Below are 18,274 nucleotides of genomic sequence, written 5' to 3' on the forward strand. Positions count from 1 at the left end.
GCGTAGCGAGCATTATAGGCTGTGGCTCAGACTGTTTGAAGTCTTATAACCATTCCGCAAATCTTAGCTACATTAGGGTTCAAGGAGGCAAGGCTCTTCGTCACAAATTTTTTCATGTCCTTCCTCAACCAGTCTATAGTGCTACTTTAGAAAGCCAATCAGGATCAGCTTCTGAACATCAGTGAAAATTAGTCCAACCCCCGAATCTGATGTTGCAGAGTGATAGCTCCTATTTCTGTATCTGACGGAAGTTCTATCTGCTGCGGGTTTTGCGCTGTATTTTCAACCACTGCTCTCTAGCCCGCTGTCTGGGATCAAAGCGAATTTCGGCGTTCCACTTCTGGGCTGTACGATAGCCTGCAATAGCATCTTCCAAATTGCCGCCAGCCGCAAGATCGTCACTATCTGCCACTAAGTTAATAGCCGCGGCGTGCAGTAGTTCAGGCGTTTGGCAAATGAGCAGGGTTTGCAAATCTTTTGGAGAGGCAATCAGGTAACCTCGTAGCCAGTCGCAACTCTGAGCCAGCATTTCCTCCAAGTTTTTGATCGACCAAAAGCTGACTGTACCGTCAGTCCCACTAGTGGCGAGAGTTCGCCCATCATGGCTCAAGCTCACACTCAAGATAATGCCATGCTCAGTCTTAAAGGTTTTTAGCGGCTGACCAGTGCGGCTCCACAACTTCGCTGTGCCATCGTCTCCACCCGTTGCCAGAATTTGCCCATCACCACTCCAGCTTATGCTCCAAATCGAGCGTTGCTGGGTATCCAGACGAGACAGCAGCTGCGCGTTTCGACTCCAAAACTCTAGAACACTACCAGAGCCACCTATTGCTAGGACTTGCCCATCACCACTCCAGCTCAGCCGCCAGACAGAGCGATGCTGCGTATCAAAGGAATCCAAATGCTCCGCAGTGCGGCTCCAAATTTGGACAGTGCTACTATCTCCGCCAATAGCGAGGACTTGGCTGTCACTGCTCCAGCTTAGACTTTGAACGCGCGGATACTGTGTATGCAAGGAATGCAGCAGCTCGCCAGCGCGACTCCACAACTGCACCGTGCCATCTTCGCCGCTAGTAGCAAGGATTTGCCCATCGCCGCTCCAGACTATGCTGTTAATAATACGGTGCTGGGTCTGGAGAGTCCTCAGCAGTTGCCCCCTACGGCTCCAGATTCGGACAACGTTATCATACCCGCCTGTCGCTAGAACCTCTCCATCGCTGCTCCAATCCAAGCTGTTGACAGTCTGGTGCTGGGTTTTGAGGCTTTCTAAAGGTTGTCCACTACGGCTCCACAGCCTCACTGTGCCATCGTCTCCACCTGTTGCGAGGGTTCGTCCATCGTGACTCCAGCCTATAGCCCTAACAAAATCGTGCGGTGTCTCGAGGGTTTTCTGCCTCTGCTGATTAATATGCCACAAGATCAGCGTACCGTCCTCCCCCCCAATTGCCAAAGTTTGTCCATCAAAACTCCAGCTAATCCTTGCGATACCCTGGTCATAGGTATGAGGGAACGTATCCAGCAGTTCTCCACTAAGGCTCCACAGTTTGACCGTACCATCCTCTCCGCCTGAAGCTAGTGTCTGCCCATCGCGACTCCAACTCACACTGGAGATCCTGCCTTGCCAGGTTTCAAGGGTAGGTCGCGGTTGACCAGTAGAACTCCAAAGCTTCACCTTGTCATCCTCTCCTGAGGTAGCAAGGATATGTCCATACCTACTCCAACTTATGCTGTGGATTGTACCTTGCTGGGTGTCGAGGGAGTGCAGCAGTTTCCCTACTCGGTTCCACAGCTTCACTGTACCATTGACTCCACCCGTGGCAAGGATCTGTCCATCGCTGCTCCAGCTTATGCTGTGAATCGTACCTTGCTGCGTGTCAAACGCACTCAGCATCTTCCCTGTACGGCTCCATAACTTGACTGTGCCATCAGAGCCGCCTGTGGTAAGGGTTTCCCCATCGTCGCTCCAGCTTATGCCGCTGATAGAGCCTTGCTGAGTATCAAACGCGGTCAGCATCTCCCCCGTGCGACTCCATAGATTGACTGTACTGTTGATGCCGCTAGTGGCAAGGGTATGTCCATCATTACTCCAGCTTATGCTACTTACTTTGATGTGCTGGGTTTCTAGTGTTTTTAGCAGTTCTCCAGTGTGGCTCCATAGCTTGACTGTGCCGTCGCTCCCGCCTGTTGCGAGTGTTTTTCCGTCACAGTTCCAGCTTATGCTGAGGACTCCACCTTGCCGAGTTTGCACAGAGCGATGTTGAATAGATGACAAGATTTGTCCTGCTGCGTAAAGCGGGACAGCAGTAGGATACTGGACTATTTCTAACTGCTGGTTAACCAGGGTAGTATCCTGAGTCTGGCGATTGACCAAGGTAGAATCTTGGGTCTGGAGTTTCTGGCTTTTTATCAAGGCCTGAAGTTGCTGCCCTGACTGTAGGGCCGTTACTAAGCCCATCACCTGATCTTTTTGTCCGAGTGCTTGAGCGTTCAACCGTTCGATCTGAGCTAGAGTTTGTATGGCTTTTGCAACAGTTGCTTGCCGACCTGCCCAATCAAATCCGGCGATCGCCAGCATCAGCGCAACTCCTGCCAGCCCAGCTGTGATGATTAAGGTTCGTGTGCTTTGTCGAATTTTGTGTTTTGTGGCTTGGAGTTGTTGGCTTGCTTTCGCTAACTCAGCTTCGGCCTGCTGCCTGGCTGCCATCAGGATTTGATTGGCTTTAGATTCGGCCGCTAGTTGCTGAAGGACAAACTGCATTTCGGCTCTCTGGCTAGCCCGCAAAAATTGCCCATCCAGGTCGCTCAGTTGCTTGCCTTCGGCCCAGCGCAGCCCGTTTTGCAAGGCTTCTCCCCGTAGTAAGTGCGACTCGTCGCCTGACTTTTGCCATTCGGTCAAGGCTGCTTGATAATAGGGTGGACGCAGCGTTGCCAAAGCACCATCGATCCAATCTTGCCCAAACACACGCTCGTAGATGCGGTTGTATACGCGCAGTTTGCCGTCTCGTTTTACAACCAAGCCTGTCAGGCGTAGATTCATCTGTTCGGGACTGCCGTTGGCAGTCACTTCGCCTTGCTGGCGAATTTGCTGATACAGGCCTAGCAGTACTCCAGTCTGCTCTTTGGCGTATAGGAGGCGATCGCGAATAGTGGTTAAATGAGGTGGCGTATCTTGTGCTTCCCAGTTATCAATAATTTTAGACTGAACCAGTGCCTTAACCCAGGGTACTTCCTGCCCCGGTTCAGGCGTTGTATTGGCTGTGGCAATCAGTTTGCAGAGCTTTTGGGTCAGAAAAGGCTGTCCGCCAGTCCAGTAAAGCACTGCAGCTAGCAGTTTTTGGGGATTGGCTGATTTAGCCATGAGTCCAGGCAGCAAAGGCCAAGACTCTGCAAGTTGAAACCCTCTCAGTTCGATCGGCTGTCCCACGTTGAAGGGCGTAATTTGCTTATTCTGTACCAGGTCAGTTGGTGCTACTACACCAAACAGAGCAAAAGTTAGCCGCCGCAGTTCGGGCTGCTCAGCACGGCGATTACACCATTCTCGCAGCACGCCAAAAAAGTCATCGCTGCTAAAGGGCAGGCTGAGGGTGAGATCTACTTCATCGATAAACAACGCGATGGGCTGAGCGATTGCCGTCAGTAGTATCGTTTCCAAAAACAGGCTAAACCGCTGCCCATAGCTCAGGCGGTGATGCTCTTCCCACCAGCGACTGAGGTCAAACTGTTGCCGTAGTTGGAGCGATCGCACGATGCGGTTCAAAATGCTGAAATACCACTGCTCCTCCGTTACAGATGTCCCGATACCCTGTAAATCGACAGCGACACAGGCGATGCCTGCTGACTGAAGCCGCTGAATTGTCCGTACCTTCAGGCTGGACTTGCCCATCTGCCGCGCGTTTAGCACATAGCAGAACCGCCCCGCCCGCAGCGCTTCAAACATCTCATCGTCTGCTTTACGCATCACGTAGGTTGGTGAGTCAGCAGGCAGTGCCCCGCCCTCACTCTGATAATCGTAGGCAGCCAGGAAACGGTTCGTCATTCCTTCATAAGTCCTGTTGCTGCTAGCAGTGCCTCAATCTTTGCCCCCAGTTTTACAGGGATCTGACTCGGGCTTTGCTGCATTTTGTGATGAATCTTGCCATAGGCTCTGTTTGCCCGCTTGTGCTGTTGTGCCCTTTCGAGCTTGTTGCTCCCTATTTCAGCACCTCCCTAAAATATTGGCGATAGAGATTGCAAAGCGGGACTACATCATTGCCCTGAAATCGAGCCAGCCCTAGGTTGACCAGTTTTGACGCTTCGGGAATTGGCAGCCGGAGAGGCCCCTCTGCCGTCACAAGCTGTTTCATGGCGATCGCCAAATTACGCTCCTCCAGATTTCCCAAATGTCGCCGTAGATGACTACCCAAAATCCATTCCTGCGTCGGCGCAACTTGCAAAAACTGTGCCAGCGTCACCTCTCCCCGCATAATTTGTTGGAGCGCCACCCGCGTTAAATAAGGATGGCCACCCACCATGTCCATCAGTAATTCCACCTCGGCATAAGACCAGTGAAGTCCGTGACGCTGCGCCAAGTCCGCAAGCTGAGCATGAGTAAAGGGTGGCAAAGTAATTGACACACCAACATTGAATGGTGATTGGTTGATATTCAGCGGCACATAGACCTCCTCTGAATGAGTAAGCACCAGACGAAAGTTGCGCCATACTGGATTGATCTTGGACTCTTCGTGCCAGGAGCGCAGCAGCCCTAGAAAGTCGCTGGCAATTGTGGGATATTTGAATACTTCATCCACTTCATCCAGGCAAATTGCTAGCGGCGCACTAATTTCTTCCAGCAAGTACAGTTCAAAATAGTCAGTACATTTGTCCATGCTGCCCGAAATACCCTGCCAGTATTCTTCCACTTGATTGGGCAGGCGCAGGCTGCGGCTGGTGCGATCGCAAATCCACCTGAGAAAACTATCCAAACTCCATAGGGACTGCTCACCTGCCCGCTGCAAGTTTAGCCAAACCGTGCGATATCCCTGTTTTTCGACATAATCAAAAATTCGAATTGTGAGGGAGGACTTGCCCATCTGTCGGGGTGCTTTTACCCGAATCAGTGCGCCCGGCTTGGCAATCGCCTCGTAGCATCGCTCCTCAATTGGCGGTCGATAGACATAGAAAGGAGAATCCAGCGGCACCTGCCCGCCCAGTTCCTCTAGTTCTCCAAAGCTTAAAGCTACAACAGATTCCTCAGTCGGTGAGGTTTCAGTCCGTTGCGCTACGCTCAAGTTTTGCGGAGTTATAGTCCAACGATTAGATGCAGGTTCTGAGGGACGATCGCGCAGCGCCACTGCCATCTCCTGCGCCACTTGGCGAATACCCTGAGCAATGTTGGCAAACGCTTCGTCTTGGTTGCTCCACTTGGTCACAGGCTTGGCGTTTTTGGGAAATGCCTGGAGCTTACCAAAGGGCGCACCACTCCAATCCACTGGGCGCAGGATAATCGGGATTACCCGCGCTTCGCCAGACTCGTGACGGGCGATCGCCTGCTGCATCTCAATGTCGTAGCAATAGTCAGAATTCAGAAAATCAGCACTCACCAGCAGCAGAATGATTTCTGCCGCGTTGAGGTGCTCGTCGATTGCCCTTGCCCACTCGATTCCAGCACTAATCTTGCGATCGTGCCAGGATTTAATAATTCCCTGCCGTTGCAGCATCGACAGGTGAGGGGCCAGCTTATCTCGCAGTCGCTCATCCCGATGTGAATACGAGAAAAAAACGGTCACAGGTTCCAAAGCAGAATCCGACGTAGAAACAGTAGATGCCATAGGTTTATAAAGAAGCAGAGTAAGGGGGCAAAACTCTTGCTCAAGCTGATTATCCTCTATTTCTGATGAGGTTGCTGAATGGCAATTCGGTGAATGACAATTCCTCAAAGCGCTCATCAGCAAGATTGTCATTCAGTGCTACACCTAACCGCCAAGCGCTTCTCGTCCGCCGCTACACCAAGTTGTACCCAGGCACTCCTGCCATAGTTGATCTAATGGCTTGCCAGTTACCTGAGTAAAAAAGTCGGCATCATATCCAGTTGTCCTAAACTGCGTATTAATTTGGGCGATCGTCCCAGGATAGCTTTCCTCTACATATGTCAGGAATGCAGGTGCACATCGATACACAGATTCCTCATAATGCTTTCCATCCTCACATTGCACAGCGCTCTTATCGCTAAGCCCCATCGCATGTCGAACGTAGTCTGCTATACCTTCAACAACCCACTGTGGCACCTCAGTCTTGTAAGCTTGCATAATATGAGTCATCTCATGAGCCAAAACTCCTTTAATCTCTCTTCGGTCTGGATCTCCTTGGTGCTTCATAAACCAATTCTCATAAAGACTAATTGTGCCACCAGAGACATCAGCAACCTGATCTGTCCTCCCTTTCTTGAGCCTGATCTGTATGCTGCTAGGCTGCTCAGCGCCGTCCGAACCCAGCATTTGCCGGATTCTCGCATAGTAATCCTGACATAGAGTTAAGAGTAGCTCCCTGTCAGACTCAGCCTCTGGTACTTCAGTGGTATCTATCTTACAAGTGGTAAAAGAAACTGTAGTCTGATTAGTCTCCTTAATAAAAGCGCTATTCTCCTCAAAAGAAGGAGCAGACTGAAAAATTGACCATTGATCACAAGCGGCAAGTCCTGGCGACAAGGTCGAGATAACTAATACTAAAGCAATAGATTTCTGCATATGCTCCTCTGAGGATAGAATGCAACCCTGAACGTATATTGTTTGGAAATCTTCGAGAGTAGAGTTGTGAATCTGGTTGAATGGCGAAACTTGAAAAGGAGGAAGGCTAAGCTCTTAGTTTTGAGCATAAATGCAAAACATGAACGGCACGCCACGAAAGCTGCTTGGATAGCTATTTTGTATCAGCTTTTTTGACTACATAACGATACGGAATATCAATCCAGCCTCGTGGTTCCCAAGTAATTAAGAAATAACCTCTTTCGATGGGTATCTTGATTTTCATTCGCCTCTCCTTGTCGTAAATTATAATGAAGTTAGAATCTCGCTCAATCTCCTTGAACGTGTTGAAGGTTTCCCCAAACTCATTCACTTCATGCCAAACCACATCTGAAACGCGGACAAATACTCTAGTCTGTCCGCCTTCTTGATACTCATATATCTCGTCAGGCAGCGGTAATACACTTTGCTCTGGTTGAGAAGGCGTTTGTGGAGAGATGAGAACTGGTTGCGAGATGAAGATAGGAATTGTTTCCAAAGCCGTTTCGGATCTTGAAAAAAGCTGCTTCTCCAGAATTGCACCATCCTGTGCAACAATAGTCCAAGCGATAGTAGCAATTGCTACAGATCCTATGAACCCAGCAACTTGAGCTAGCACTCTTCGTTTTTCATTCAGCTTCTCATCTGACATAGATTGAACCCCTTTCCAAGAGAGAATCGTCTGATTTCTGAAGGAATATATGAAATTGAGTTTGTAACTAATACACGAGTTTGTAACTAATATACAAAGATTAGATTGAGCCTGCGACTTTGGAAAATCTTACTTGCAGCCCGTGTATCTTATCATTGCTCTAGATGAATCACAAAATCAGTGGATCACAAAGATAATGAATTTAATAAATTAGCAAGACTAAGGTAGAGTATGATGTGCATAGCAGATACCTGCTTTACAAAGATTCTCTAACTGTTCTTCTTCTTATCTCCCTTTACACGACTGCTACTACGCCCGCGCTCTCATTCGCCAGCCGATCGACCGTACACAGTGCGTAGGTTCCGGGCGACAGGGTAAGCTGCGTTGTGGCGGCAGGTAAGATACTTTGCAGCGTCCAGGTGCTTCCTGCTTGGCGATAGAGCGTCCAGGAACGGGCACTGGCGGCGCTGCTCCAGACCAGTCGATTCCCCAAGACGCGCACATTTTGCGGCGGCACGGGGGGCAAGCTGCGGAGCCAGGGCATGACGGGCGGCAGGGCGGCGGTGCGGTAGATATTGGTCTGGAGGCGATCGCCAATGCCCTCGCGATTCGTCAGCAGCGCCTTCATGCTATAGAAAATATTGCCGAGGGCGAGTTTACTTTCTAGCTGGCGCGTGATAGCCACCTGCCGCTCAATTTCGGTTACGTCCCAGGCTTTGCCATCAAGCTGAGATAAGTTATTGCCAGGGTAGATATGGCGCTTCTGGATATTCTGATCTGCCCACCACTCTAGCAGCACGGGATAGCTCTGGGCGGGTGGGTCGATGCGCCAATAAAGCTGCGGTGCGAGGTAATCGACCCAGCCCTGTTGGAGCCACTTCAGCGCATCGGCGAAAAGTTGGTCGTAGGCATCGAGTCCCTGGATTTGCGGCGGCTGGCCGGGGCGATAAATTCCAAACGGGCTGATGCCAAATTTTACGTGCGGCTTGGTGGCTTTGATGCCGCTGGAAAGGCGCTGCACCAGGCGATTTACGTTATCCCGCCGCCAGTCCTTCAGCGAGAGCGTGCCGCCGCCGTTGCGATAGGTCTGATAGGTTTTGTCGTCGGGAAAGCTCTGCCCAGCAATTGGGTAAGGATAAAAATAATCATCCAGGTGAATGCCGTCTACGTCGTAGCGGCGCAACACGTCCAGAATCACGGCGTAGGTGCGTTCCTGCACAACGGTTGCGCCGGGGTCCATCCAGAGCTGGTTGCCCCAAGGGTAGACCACATCAGGATTCGTCGCCGCTAGGTGGGGCGAAACGTTGACCGTTTGCTGAGACGTGCGGGCGCGATAGGGGTTGAACCAGACGTGAATTTCCAGGTTGCGCTGGCGACACTGGGCGATCGCCCATTGCAGCGGGTCGTAGGCGGGGCTGGGCGGTTTGCCCTGAGTGCCCGTCAGCCAAAAGCTCCACGGCTCCAGCGTTGAGGCATACAGTGCGTCCCCTTCGGGGCGAATTTGCAAAATTACGGCGTTGAAATGGAGCGATCGCAGTCGGTCAAAAATGGCAATCAGTTCTGCCTGCTGCTGGTCGGTGGTCAGCGTGCGGGCGCTGGGAAAGTCGATATTCCACACGATTGCCACCCACGCCGCCCGAAACTCGCGCCGATGCGACACTGCGACCGTCCGCACCCAGCGCACAATCCACACCGACTCGATTACGGGAACCTGGCCCAAACACACCAGTGCTTGATACACAAAGCTGGCCGCCTCGGCCCGTGTAGCCGCCTGCTGCGATCGCACTCGTTTCAGGTCGGGATGGTTTACCACCAGCCCCGTTTCTGTGGCCGTGGCGATCGCCCGTCGTGCCCAGTCGGGGATCTCGCCCGCGTCCGCATATAGGTCGAAGAGCGGAGCCTGACCCGATGCCGCAAACCCCAGCCCGCTCACCAGCGCCACCCAAACCTGCACACGGGCGATCGCCTCTGCGGGACGAAACGATCCGTCAGGATAACCAGACATGAACCCGGTTTCATAAGCCCAGCGAATCGCAGGGGCAGCCCAAAAACTCTCTGGCACATCCTGAAACGGCACGTAAGGTCGCTTGGGCGCAACCGAAAAGGCAGAACGCAGGAGGGATGCAAACTCAGCGCGAGTAATCGTCTGCTCAGGGCGGAATGTGCCGTCCTCAAAGCCCCGCACAATGCCACGCTCGGCCAACGCCTCGATAAACGCTTTTGCCCAATGGTTTTGGATGTCAGAGAAACTCATCACTCGTCAGGCTCCGGGCGGGGCTGGATTCAGTTTTACTTCGTTTTACTTCAACGTCAAAAACTTCTCTAGAGCGCTGACTAGCGATGGACTCCAGCGGCGGACATTGGCAACCCAGTCCAGGTCTTTGTATCGCGCATCCAGCCCGACGGCGGCGTACCAGTTGCTCTCGGCCTCGCCCTGATTACCCGCGACCCAGAGGGCGGCCGTGAGGGCGGCCCGCATGTCGGCAAAGCGGGGGTATTTGCGGACGAGGTTTTTCATGGTGCGAATGGCTTCGTTGGTCTGCCCGGTTTCGTAGAGGGCGATCGCATAATTCGCCCTGGCAAAGGCAAAATCGGGCGCGAGGTCTGCGGCTTTTCGGTAGTCTTCGATCGCCGCCTGCCAGTTGCCCTGTCCTGCCTTGGCGTTTCCCCGATTGTTATAGGCAGCCGCGTCGTTGGGGTCGAGTTCTAGCACTTTGTTATAGTTGGCGATCGCCTCTTCCCAGCGTCCCAACCCCTCCAGCGCCGCGCCCCGGTTGAGATAGGGATCGGGGGCATCGGGAGCCAGCTCGGTGGCTTTGTCAAAATCGGCGATCGCCGCTTGCAGTTTGTTCTGGCTGACCCGCGAGTTGCCGCGATTGCTCCACACGGCCGCGTTGTCGGGCAACTGTTTCAGGATTTCCGTCCAATAGGTTTCTGCCTCTGCGAAGTTGCCCCGGTTGGTTGCGTCAAAGGCTTTTTCGCGCAGCTCGCTCAGCGATGGAAGCTCGACCGGAAGCGGCTCCGGTGGTTGTGTCGGGGCTGCCTTAGCCGCGATTCCAAAGGGCAATGCGCCTAGCCAGAGCAGCGCTGCCAGCAAACATGAAAAAATGTAAATCAGCATAGGCTGATCATGACAGGTTTGGGGGTGCAATGCAAAGGGCAGGAGCAATGGAAGCCAATCGCAGGGTTTAGGTCGATTCTTGATTTTGGATTTGCGATTTTGGATTTTAGATTTCCAAGGCCTAATTCCACAGCCTACCCATTCCACAGCCTAATAGTTATCCCAAAGTTCGGATAGCGTGACGACGCGATAGTCTTTACGCTGCAAGTAGTCGAGCAGCAGGGGAATGGCGGCGGCGGTTTTTTCGGAGCGCTCGGCAGAGCCGCCGTGCATCACCAAGATAGCGCCGGGAAACACGAAGCGCGACACATACCAGGCGCTAAATAGGGCGTTGTCCGTTGGCTTGAAGGTGTCTACCGGAATCATGGAGGCCAGGGCAAACCGAGGTTCGTAGCCGGGCATGGCTTGCAGCTTGGGCACCATGCTCTTGGCATATAGCCCACGACCGGGGCGATACCAGCGGATGGGTTGATTGCAGTCTTTGCAGATGCGGTTGTGGGCTTCACGCATTTGCAGGGCAAACAGTTCGGGGTGCTGGAGGGCGGTTGTGTCGTCTACGATGCCGTGGTTGGCGACTTCGTGCCCATAGGCGCGAATGCGGGGAATGATGGTGCTTTCGGGGCTGAGGTGGCTGGTGATGATGAAGAATGTGGCCCGTACATGACGGTCTGGATCTTCAATCTGGCGATTGTGTTCGGCGATCGCCTCCAAAATCTTTTGGGTAGACTCATCCTCTGGTTCGCCGGGCGTGGGCACGTCGTCGATGGTCAACGCCACCACGCGCTCGGTGGTTTCTTTATAGAACAGTCCGTCTGGAAAGGCCCGCGCCACCTGCTGCACGAGCCGCTGCTGAGCAAGCCCCATAGCCTCTCGCACTCAAAACAACTTACCTTTCCATAGTAAAGAGTGGGGAGCCTGTCGATAAATCCCAAAGATCCGACCCTGATTGGTTGCCTGAATTTGTCGCCTGATTCGTGATCAGCGCCAGATTCGTCAGAAGACTTGCCCAGCCCAAGGTAGCGCCTGAAGCCACCTGCGACGACCAGAGTCTAAAAGAGGCCAGAAGGGGCTAGAGGGCGATCGCCGACACCTCCGACTGCACGCTGCTCAGATCATCTGGCTGCCACACCTGCCCGTCCAGCGCCATCTGCTCAATGCGACTGGCCAGCCGCAATGCCTTGAGGGCCTGTTCGCCGCCTACCGAAGGCTGTTTGCCACCGCGCACACACTGCACAAAATGCTCTAGCTCGGCGTGCAGCGGCTCGATGTTGCTGGTGTACACTTTCTCGATCAGCCCATCCTGACGGTAAAGCACCTGCCCGTAGTCGGTTCGATAGTTGGCCGTCGTCTGCCGATGGATCAGGATTTCGTTGTTCAGAAAATCGGCTTCCGTCAGGGAATTTTTGCAGTGGGCGGCGATGCGGCGAATCTTGCGATGGGTAACTTTGCTAGCAGTCAGCGTGGCCACAATGCCGTTGGCAAAGCCCAGCGTCGCCGTTACATAGTCCAGATAGCCAGAATCCGACGCGCGGCTGCCGCTGGCGGTCAATCGCGTGACCGGTGCAGCGGCCAGTTCCAGCAGCAGGTCGATATCGTGGATCATGAGATCCAGCACCACCGACACATCGTTTGCTCGCTGGGAATAGGGACTCATGCGGTGAGCCTCCAGCGCCAGCAGTTCTTCTGTTTTCAGCACCTTGCTGAGTTCCTGAAACGCCGGGTTAAACCGTTCAATATGCCCCACCTGCAAGATGCAGTTGGACTCGGCCGCCGCGTTGACCAATAGCTCTGCCTCAGCAATGCTGGCGGCAATTGGCTTTTCGATCAGCACATGCACCCCCGCCTGGAGACAGGTCAGCCCCACAGAGTAGTGCAGCCGGGTAGGAACTGCTACGCAGACCGCATCTACGCATTTGAGCAGTTCGCGATAGTCTTCAAAGAACCGAACCCGATACTTGCTTGCCGTATCCAGCCCCCGCTCAACGTTGACATCAGAAATGCCCACCAGTTCTACGTCCTTGAGCAAGCTGAGGACGCGGGTGTGGTGCTGGCCCATATTGCCAACGCCGATCACGCCAACTCGAATGGGATCATGCGAGCCGCGTGGCGCTGAGGTATCCGCAGTTCCAACAAATCCGTTTTGCACGCCTGCACTCTCCTACACCACAATCGCTAATTTGGAGCCGCTATTCTCTTAGAGCGCTGACCCAATCCATTGATCAGGACGGCTTGGAGCCGCTGGATGTGAACGGGGCAGTTTGAAGAAAACTTACAAATCTTGACAAAGTTATGATATCAGCAGTCGTCTTTATTCTGGATGGCTGATGATCAGGATATAGTTTCACTTGTGTCGGTTTTTCCTGTGTCAGTTTTTCTTGTGTCGATTTTTCCTGCGTCAGGTTTCTACTAGTCCACTTTTCTCGATGACCTGCTGGTTGTGGCTTGTCTTGCGGTCTGCCTAGCCAATTCCAGGTTGATTTTGTAAAGCTGGTTTGCTAGGGCAGCGGGTCGCGGGTCGCCCTGTCTCCATCTGACCCTAAAAGACTGCTGTTTCGTTCTGAAGGTTCCGTTCTGAAAGTTCCGTATTGCTGGGCTACGCCACAAATGCTCCGTCAAACAGCCCCCACGCGCCCTTCCCAGATCGCAAGCATCGCTTTTAGTCCGGCTTAGCGTCTGGCATGTCCACAGGTTAAAGGGAATCGCGCCGTACTACTGCCACTTTAGTTTTAAGGTTCAAATTTAAAGTCCCAAGCTAAACAGGCATTCGATGGGCAAAGGTATCTAGATTTGGTTATCAAGCAGGCTGAGACGCAGCGGAGAGGCGATCGCCCTTCCTGGCGTTTGGGTCGGCTCGGTTGGGGAAAATTGACGGATTCTGACAATCTTGGCTTAGGCTAGTGGAAATCGGTGGAAATTATTGTATTTATTGTATTAACTCAATGGTTCTGAACTCAGGCTCTCCGCAATGCCTCTGACGATTCTGGTGGTGGATGATGATCTGGGCACCCGGCTTTCGATTGGCGACTATTTAGAGTTGTCTGGCTATCTGGTGGTGATGGCGGAAAACGGTGAGCAGGCCCTGGCCCTGGTCGATCAAGTGCAGCCGCATTTGATCGTGACTGACGTGGCCATGCCCCGCATGGATGGGTTTGAGCTGGTGCGGCAGGTGCGATCGCAGCCCGCGCTCCGGCTCTTGCCTGTGATTTTTCTGACGGCGCTGAGCCGCACAGAGGAGCGCATTCGGGGCTATCAGCTTGGGTGTGATGCCTATCTGCCGAAGCCGTTTGACCTGAAGGAACTGGGGGCGGTGGTGCGAAATTTGCTGGAGCGATCGCAGTTAATCCAGACCGAATGGCGACGGCAGATCCGCGCATCGGAGGCGGCGGAATCCAGCCCGCATCGGTCAGCCGAGGAGCCTTCCGCTGCGGAACCAGAGAGCGATCTGGGTCTAACGCTGCGAGAACAGGGGGTGCTGTCGCTGCTGGCGGATGGTCTGTCGAATTCGCAAATTGGCGATCGCCTCCACCTCAGCCCCCGCACGGTCGAAAAATACGTCAGCAGCCTCCTCCGCAAGACCAACACCAGCAACCGCGCCGAACTCGTCCGCTACGTGATGGATCACCATCTGGTGGAATAGCGGCCGGTGCAATGGCATTGCCGAAAGACCAGTTTCGGCCTGAGCGCTTGCGTGAATTTGCTTTGCGGCAATTTTTTGTGGCAACTTAACTTCTGAATTGGCCCGGCGCGGTTTATCATCGCAGCAACGGTTTAGCCGTCAGCAGGATCGCCCATTGCGCCATTCAGGAGTGAAATCATGGCTGAGACAGCATGGAATCAGGCAACTGAGCTAATCGGCGGGGCTTTTTCGCTACAATTCGATGCATTTCGGCGGGTTGTGACGCTGCCCGGCGGCTTCTGGCTAGCGCTGCTCATCGTGCTGCTGGCAGGGCTATCGCTGGGAGTAGGGCAGAGCATTATTCTATTTGTCAATCGCGTCAAGCCCAGCCGCTTTGTCTTTAGCCTGCTGCTAAATGCCATCCTGTTTGCCTTCGGGTTTCTGTTTCTTGCCCTTAGCACTTGGCTAATTGGGCTGCTGCCGGGGTTTGTGCGAGTGCCCTTTTCAACGCTGGTGACAGTGCTGGGACTGGGCTATGCGCCGCTGCTGTTTGGATTTCTAGGAGCGCTGCCCTACCTGGGCTACCCGATTCAGAATTTACTGTCGGTGTGGAACTTGCTGTCGATGTTGGTGGGGTTTGCGGTGGTGGCCCGGCTCAGCGCCAGCGAAGCCCTGACCTATGTGCTGCTGGGCTGGGTCGTAAAGCAGCTTTTGGAAGGCACGATCGCCCAGCCGATTGCCGAGTTTGGTCGCCGTCTGGCCGATCGCGTGGCGGGGGTCGAGTTGGCCAAAGGCTCTCGCGAATTGCAGGAGCGCGTTTTGTCTGGGGCCCGCCCCGCAGAGCCAATTATCCCCGCGTCGGACGTAGCTTTGCCGGAGGTGCGTCAGTTGGTGGCGGCTGCGGGACGATCGCATCCAGAGGCGGCTCGCAGCGTGTCTCAGGCGGTGCTGGAGCGGCCGTCTTCTGGCTATTCGCTGCGTCCGCTGGACGTGCCAGAAGCAGATGACCCCGTGTTGCAGCTTGACTATCAAACACGCGGCGTTCCTCAGGCGGTAAAGGTGGTGTTGGGGCTGCTGGCGCTGGCGATCGCCTTCTGGCTGATTTTTGTGCTGATGCGCCCAGTGCGGGATGGGCTGTTTGGCTGGTATGACGGCCTGCCGACCCCGTTTCGCCTGACGTTTGATTTAGCCTGGATTGGTGTCGTAGCGACGGTGTTTGCAGGGATCATTGCGCCGCTGGAGTCGCTGGGCTGGTGGGCAGGCTGGTACGGCGACGACCTAGACACGACGGCGGTTAAGTCGTCGTTCTATGAAACGGCTCAAACGGGGTCGGAGGGGTTGCAGGCGGGCGATCGCCCCGGCGCTGCGGAGCAATATCGCCCTGATCCCCATCTTCCACCAATCAACCATTACCTGGTGTATCTGGACGGCATTGCCCAGTCGGGCGAAGAATATACCCCCGATATCGAAGACTTTTTGAATGCCCTCAAGCCGGCTCTGCCCAGAGGGATAGAACTGGTCGAGGGGCTGATGCTGTATTCGGTGCTGAATCGTCCGCTGTATGAAGACCGGCCGCTGGCGTTTTTGTGGCGACTGGCAGACAATATGCGGTGGAACAACCCAGCGGCGCTGTTGGGGATGCTGGTCAATCTGCGAAACGTGCTGATCGTGGCGGTGTCGTCCGATAAGCGCTATGGCCCAATCTACAATCAGGGCATTGCCCAGGTGATTTTCGACGGGCTGGTGCGGCGGGGCTATCGGCCCGGCAGCCGCGTGCCGATTACGCTGCTGGGCTATAGCGGCGGCGGCGAAATGTCTGTGGCGGCTGCACCCTACCTGAAGCGGTCTACCAATGCCCCCATCGACGTAATTTCTCTCGGCGGCGTAATGAGCGCCAACAACAACGTGCTGGTGCTGGAGCATCTTTATCACATCGTCGGCGATAAGGATGTGGTGGAGCGGGTCGGCCCCATGATCTTTCCCGGCCGCTGGAAGCTGTTCCCGCTGTCCTACTGGAATCGGGGCAAGCGCAAGGGCAAAGTCACCGTTCTCTCGGCTGGGCCGGTGGGGCATCAGGTTCCTGGCGGCTATATGGACCCCCAGGCAACGCTGCCCGACGGCCGCACCCATTTGCAGCAGACCATCGAGACGATTCTGCAAATTTTGCGGGGGGAGGCGCTGCGGGCCGGCGACAGGATTCCCCAAACGCCCAGCAATTATGCCCTGTACCAGGCAGCCGCGTTCAACCGACCTGATTATTACCCAATCGCCCAAACCGTTGACCCCCAGTGGTATCGCCCCATCGGTGAGTGGATGGGACGGCTCATTTTGCCCAAGCCAGAAGAGCGATCGCACGTCCAGGGAACTTGGCTGGAAGTTCATCATGCCCCAGAAGGCTACCGCTATCTGGTGGGGCAGCGGGTGCGGTTGCGCTGGGTGGACTACCCCAACGTGCAAAAGAGCATGAACTCGGTCGTGAAGGATGTCCACTTTAGCGCCGAGGCAGAATTCAGCAGTCGCTACGGCGGCATGGTGCATCCCGATCGGCTCAACCACTGGCGGCGAGTGAACGCGCTAGAGTCGCTGGCGGCGGGGCATCCGGTGGATGATCTGATCGTGCGGCTGGAACCGCCTGTGGTGGTGCAGGGCGACGTGCTGCTGATTGCCGATACGCCTGTGCAAATTACGGGACGATTCTACGCGCTGGTGCGGTTTGAGCGGCCGGTGGCGGGCAGCGACCAGTTTGTGGTGACGCATTTTGACCGGGCGACGCGGCAATTTAGCGGCAAGCTGGAAACGATGCGGCTGCCGGAGGTGGTGCTGGCCAAGGCCTATGGCAGCTATCCCTCGACCACCCACGACCTGGAAAAATCGCCCTATAACGAGACGGGCTGGTATGTGTATGGCGCGAAGGACGTGGCGGGTGCGTTTGTGGTGCAGGCGATCGCCCCCCGTGCCCTGTTCCGCCTGCAACCCGAATCAGTCCTGTTTGGCGGCAAAGCGGCCTACCGCTACATCCGCAAGCAGGCCTGGGCGGACATTGCGGCGCAAAAAGGCAAGATTGCGTCGGTGCTGTGCAGCGGCCTGTCCAACGGGTCGGATGCGGCAATCCAGGCGGCGATCGACGAATGGCGCGTGGGCGACGAGGCGCTGGTGCTGCACACCTATGGCGGCATCGGTGGCGAGAAAAAGGAACCCGCCGCGGCCACGCCGATTTTCTTTGGGCACTTTGCCTACGGCGTGGCAACCGTCATCCACGAGCCGCTGGCGGACGAGCGCCAGTTCGATATTTGCTATTACCAGGTTTATACGCAGAACACCGACGGGCTGGTGGCGGGTACGCTGCACTGGTCGCGCTACTTGGGCGATCGCCAGTTTGGCTGGCTGGGCACGCGCCCGATCTGCGATCTGCTGATCAAGCTGCCCGCCTACACCGACCCCTACAAAATTGGCAACGTCCTGGTTTCGCCGCTGGACTTGCTAGAGCGACAGTTGCAGGTGATGACGGCCCGCTATCGAATTGGCGACGGCACGGGCGGAACCTATGTTAACGCTGCCTATAACTGCTCCCAAGATTCCAATCAGGCGCTATTTGCTAGTATTCGCAACACAGAGCGCACCCTGCGCGAAAATCCCCGCATTCTGGAACTCTTGCTGCAAGAGCCAGAGCAGGCGCGACAGTTTCAGCAGCTTCAAGAATTGGGCAAAGACCTGGAAGGCAAGCTGCAATCTTTTGGCGGCCCGCGACGCGACTGGGAACGCAATGAATACAACCTGGGCAGCACGCTAGAAGACTATCCCCTGCGGAACCTGCGGATGGGGTTGGGCAGTTGGCGAACCATTCTGCCGCGCAAAGCCAGTGATGCGATCGCCGATGCGTTTCTGAAACATGGCGCATCAGTGTGGGTGCTGCGAACGAACCAAGTGGGTGGATACGATCCAGATATTGCGCCGATTGCGCCGATGACGCTCTAGAGCAAGAATAGCGAATAAGACGTGGCCTTAGAAACGGCGTCAGAGGCGACATCAGATATCGTCCGCTAGGAGAATGGGTGGGGCGGCTGATTCTGCCTAGTGTAGAAGTGTATCAGCAGACCACCGCTGCGACGCAGGAAACCGACTGGGAC

General features: G+C 54.8%; 10 protein-coding genes. 2 read left to right on the top strand and 8 right to left on the bottom strand.

What is annotated here, in order from left to right; all coding sequences use genetic code 11:
- Nucleotides 1-253: 253 nt before the first annotated feature.
- The 8 genes from IGS16_RS12845 to IGS16_RS12880 form a co-directional block, all read right to left on the bottom strand.
- Nucleotides 254-4,036, bottom strand: coding sequence for an AAA-like domain-containing protein (locus IGS16_RS12845; protein WP_297086004.1), 3,783 nt, complete (start codon nt 4,034-4,036; stop codon nt 254-256).
- Between the two features lie 154 nt (nt 4,037-4,190).
- Nucleotides 4,191-5,807, bottom strand: a complete 1,617-nt coding sequence (locus IGS16_RS12850; protein ID WP_297086005.1) for an AAA-like domain-containing protein — start codon at nt 5,805-5,807, stop codon at nt 4,191-4,193.
- 144 nt (nt 5,808-5,951) lie between these two features.
- On the bottom strand, nt 5,952-6,722 hold the full coding sequence (locus IGS16_RS12855) for a basic secretory protein-like protein (protein WP_297086007.1): 771 nt from the start codon (nt 6,720-6,722) through the stop codon (nt 5,952-5,954).
- A 172-nt stretch (nt 6,723-6,894) separates the two neighbouring features.
- Nucleotides 6,895-7,410: a hypothetical protein gene (locus IGS16_RS12860; RefSeq protein WP_297086009.1), complete on the bottom strand. Its 516-nt coding sequence runs from the start codon at nt 7,408-7,410 to the stop codon at nt 6,895-6,897.
- Nucleotides 7,411-7,705: 295 nt separating this feature from the next.
- On the bottom strand, nt 7,706-9,664 hold the full coding sequence (locus IGS16_RS12865) for a family 10 glycosylhydrolase (RefSeq protein ID WP_297086012.1): 1,959 nt from the start codon (nt 9,662-9,664) through the stop codon (nt 7,706-7,708).
- A gap of 45 nt (nt 9,665-9,709) precedes the next feature.
- Complete coding sequence (locus tag IGS16_RS12870; protein WP_297086014.1) at nt 9,710-10,531, bottom strand: tetratricopeptide repeat protein; 822 nt, start codon at nt 10,529-10,531, stop codon at nt 9,710-9,712.
- Nucleotides 10,532-10,681: 150 nt separating this feature from the next.
- Nucleotides 10,682-11,395, bottom strand: a complete 714-nt coding sequence (locus IGS16_RS12875) for a polysaccharide deacetylase family protein (RefSeq protein WP_068507249.1) — start codon at nt 11,393-11,395, stop codon at nt 10,682-10,684.
- Between the two features lie 205 nt (nt 11,396-11,600).
- Nucleotides 11,601-12,677 (bottom strand): Gfo/Idh/MocA family oxidoreductase, encoded by a 1,077-nt coding sequence (locus tag IGS16_RS12880; RefSeq protein WP_297086016.1) that lies wholly within the window; start codon nt 12,675-12,677, stop codon nt 11,601-11,603.
- Between the two features lie 819 nt (nt 12,678-13,496).
- On the opposite strand from IGS16_RS12880, the gene IGS16_RS12885 reads away from it, so the two are divergent.
- Both IGS16_RS12885 and IGS16_RS12890 read left to right on the top strand, forming a co-directional pair.
- On the top strand, nt 13,497-14,168 hold the full coding sequence (locus tag IGS16_RS12885; protein ID WP_068507250.1) for a response regulator transcription factor: 672 nt from the start codon (nt 13,497-13,499) through the stop codon (nt 14,166-14,168).
- 177 nt (nt 14,169-14,345) lie between these two features.
- Complete coding sequence (locus IGS16_RS12890) at nt 14,346-18,122, top strand: CAAX protease (RefSeq protein ID WP_297086019.1); 3,777 nt, start codon at nt 14,346-14,348, stop codon at nt 18,120-18,122.
- The last annotated feature ends 152 nt before the right edge of the window (nt 18,123-18,274 follow it).

It is taken from the genome of Thermoleptolyngbya sp. C42_A2020_037 (assembly GCF_015272455.1).
GTDB lineage: Bacteria > Cyanobacteriota > Cyanobacteriia > Elainellales > Elainellaceae > Thermoleptolyngbya.

Coding starts and splice junctions, on each gene's coding strand:
- IGS16_RS12870 (WP_297086014.1), bottom strand. CDS start 10,531: ATGCTGATTTACATTTTTTCATGTTTGCTGGCAGCGCTGCTCTGGCTA.
- IGS16_RS12865 (WP_297086012.1), bottom strand. CDS start 9,664: ATGAGTTTCTCTGACATCCAAAACCATTGGGCAAAAGCGTTTATCGAG.
- IGS16_RS12885 (WP_068507250.1), top strand. CDS start 13,497: ATGCCTCTGACGATTCTGGTGGTGGATGATGATCTGGGCACCCGGCTT.
- IGS16_RS12875 (WP_068507249.1), bottom strand. CDS start 11,395: ATGGGGCTTGCTCAGCAGCGGCTCGTGCAGCAGGTGGCGCGGGCCTTT.
- IGS16_RS12850 (WP_297086005.1), bottom strand. CDS start 5,807: ATGGCATCTACTGTTTCTACGTCGGATTCTGCTTTGGAACCTGTGACC.
- IGS16_RS12860 (WP_297086009.1), bottom strand. CDS start 7,410: ATGTCAGATGAGAAGCTGAATGAAAAACGAAGAGTGCTAGCTCAAGTT.
- IGS16_RS12890 (WP_297086019.1), top strand. CDS start 14,346: ATGGCTGAGACAGCATGGAATCAGGCAACTGAGCTAATCGGCGGGGCT.
- IGS16_RS12855 (WP_297086007.1), bottom strand. CDS start 6,722: ATGCAGAAATCTATTGCTTTAGTATTAGTTATCTCGACCTTGTCGCCA.
- IGS16_RS12845 (WP_297086004.1), bottom strand. CDS start 4,036: ATGACGAACCGTTTCCTGGCTGCCTACGATTATCAGAGTGAGGGCGGG.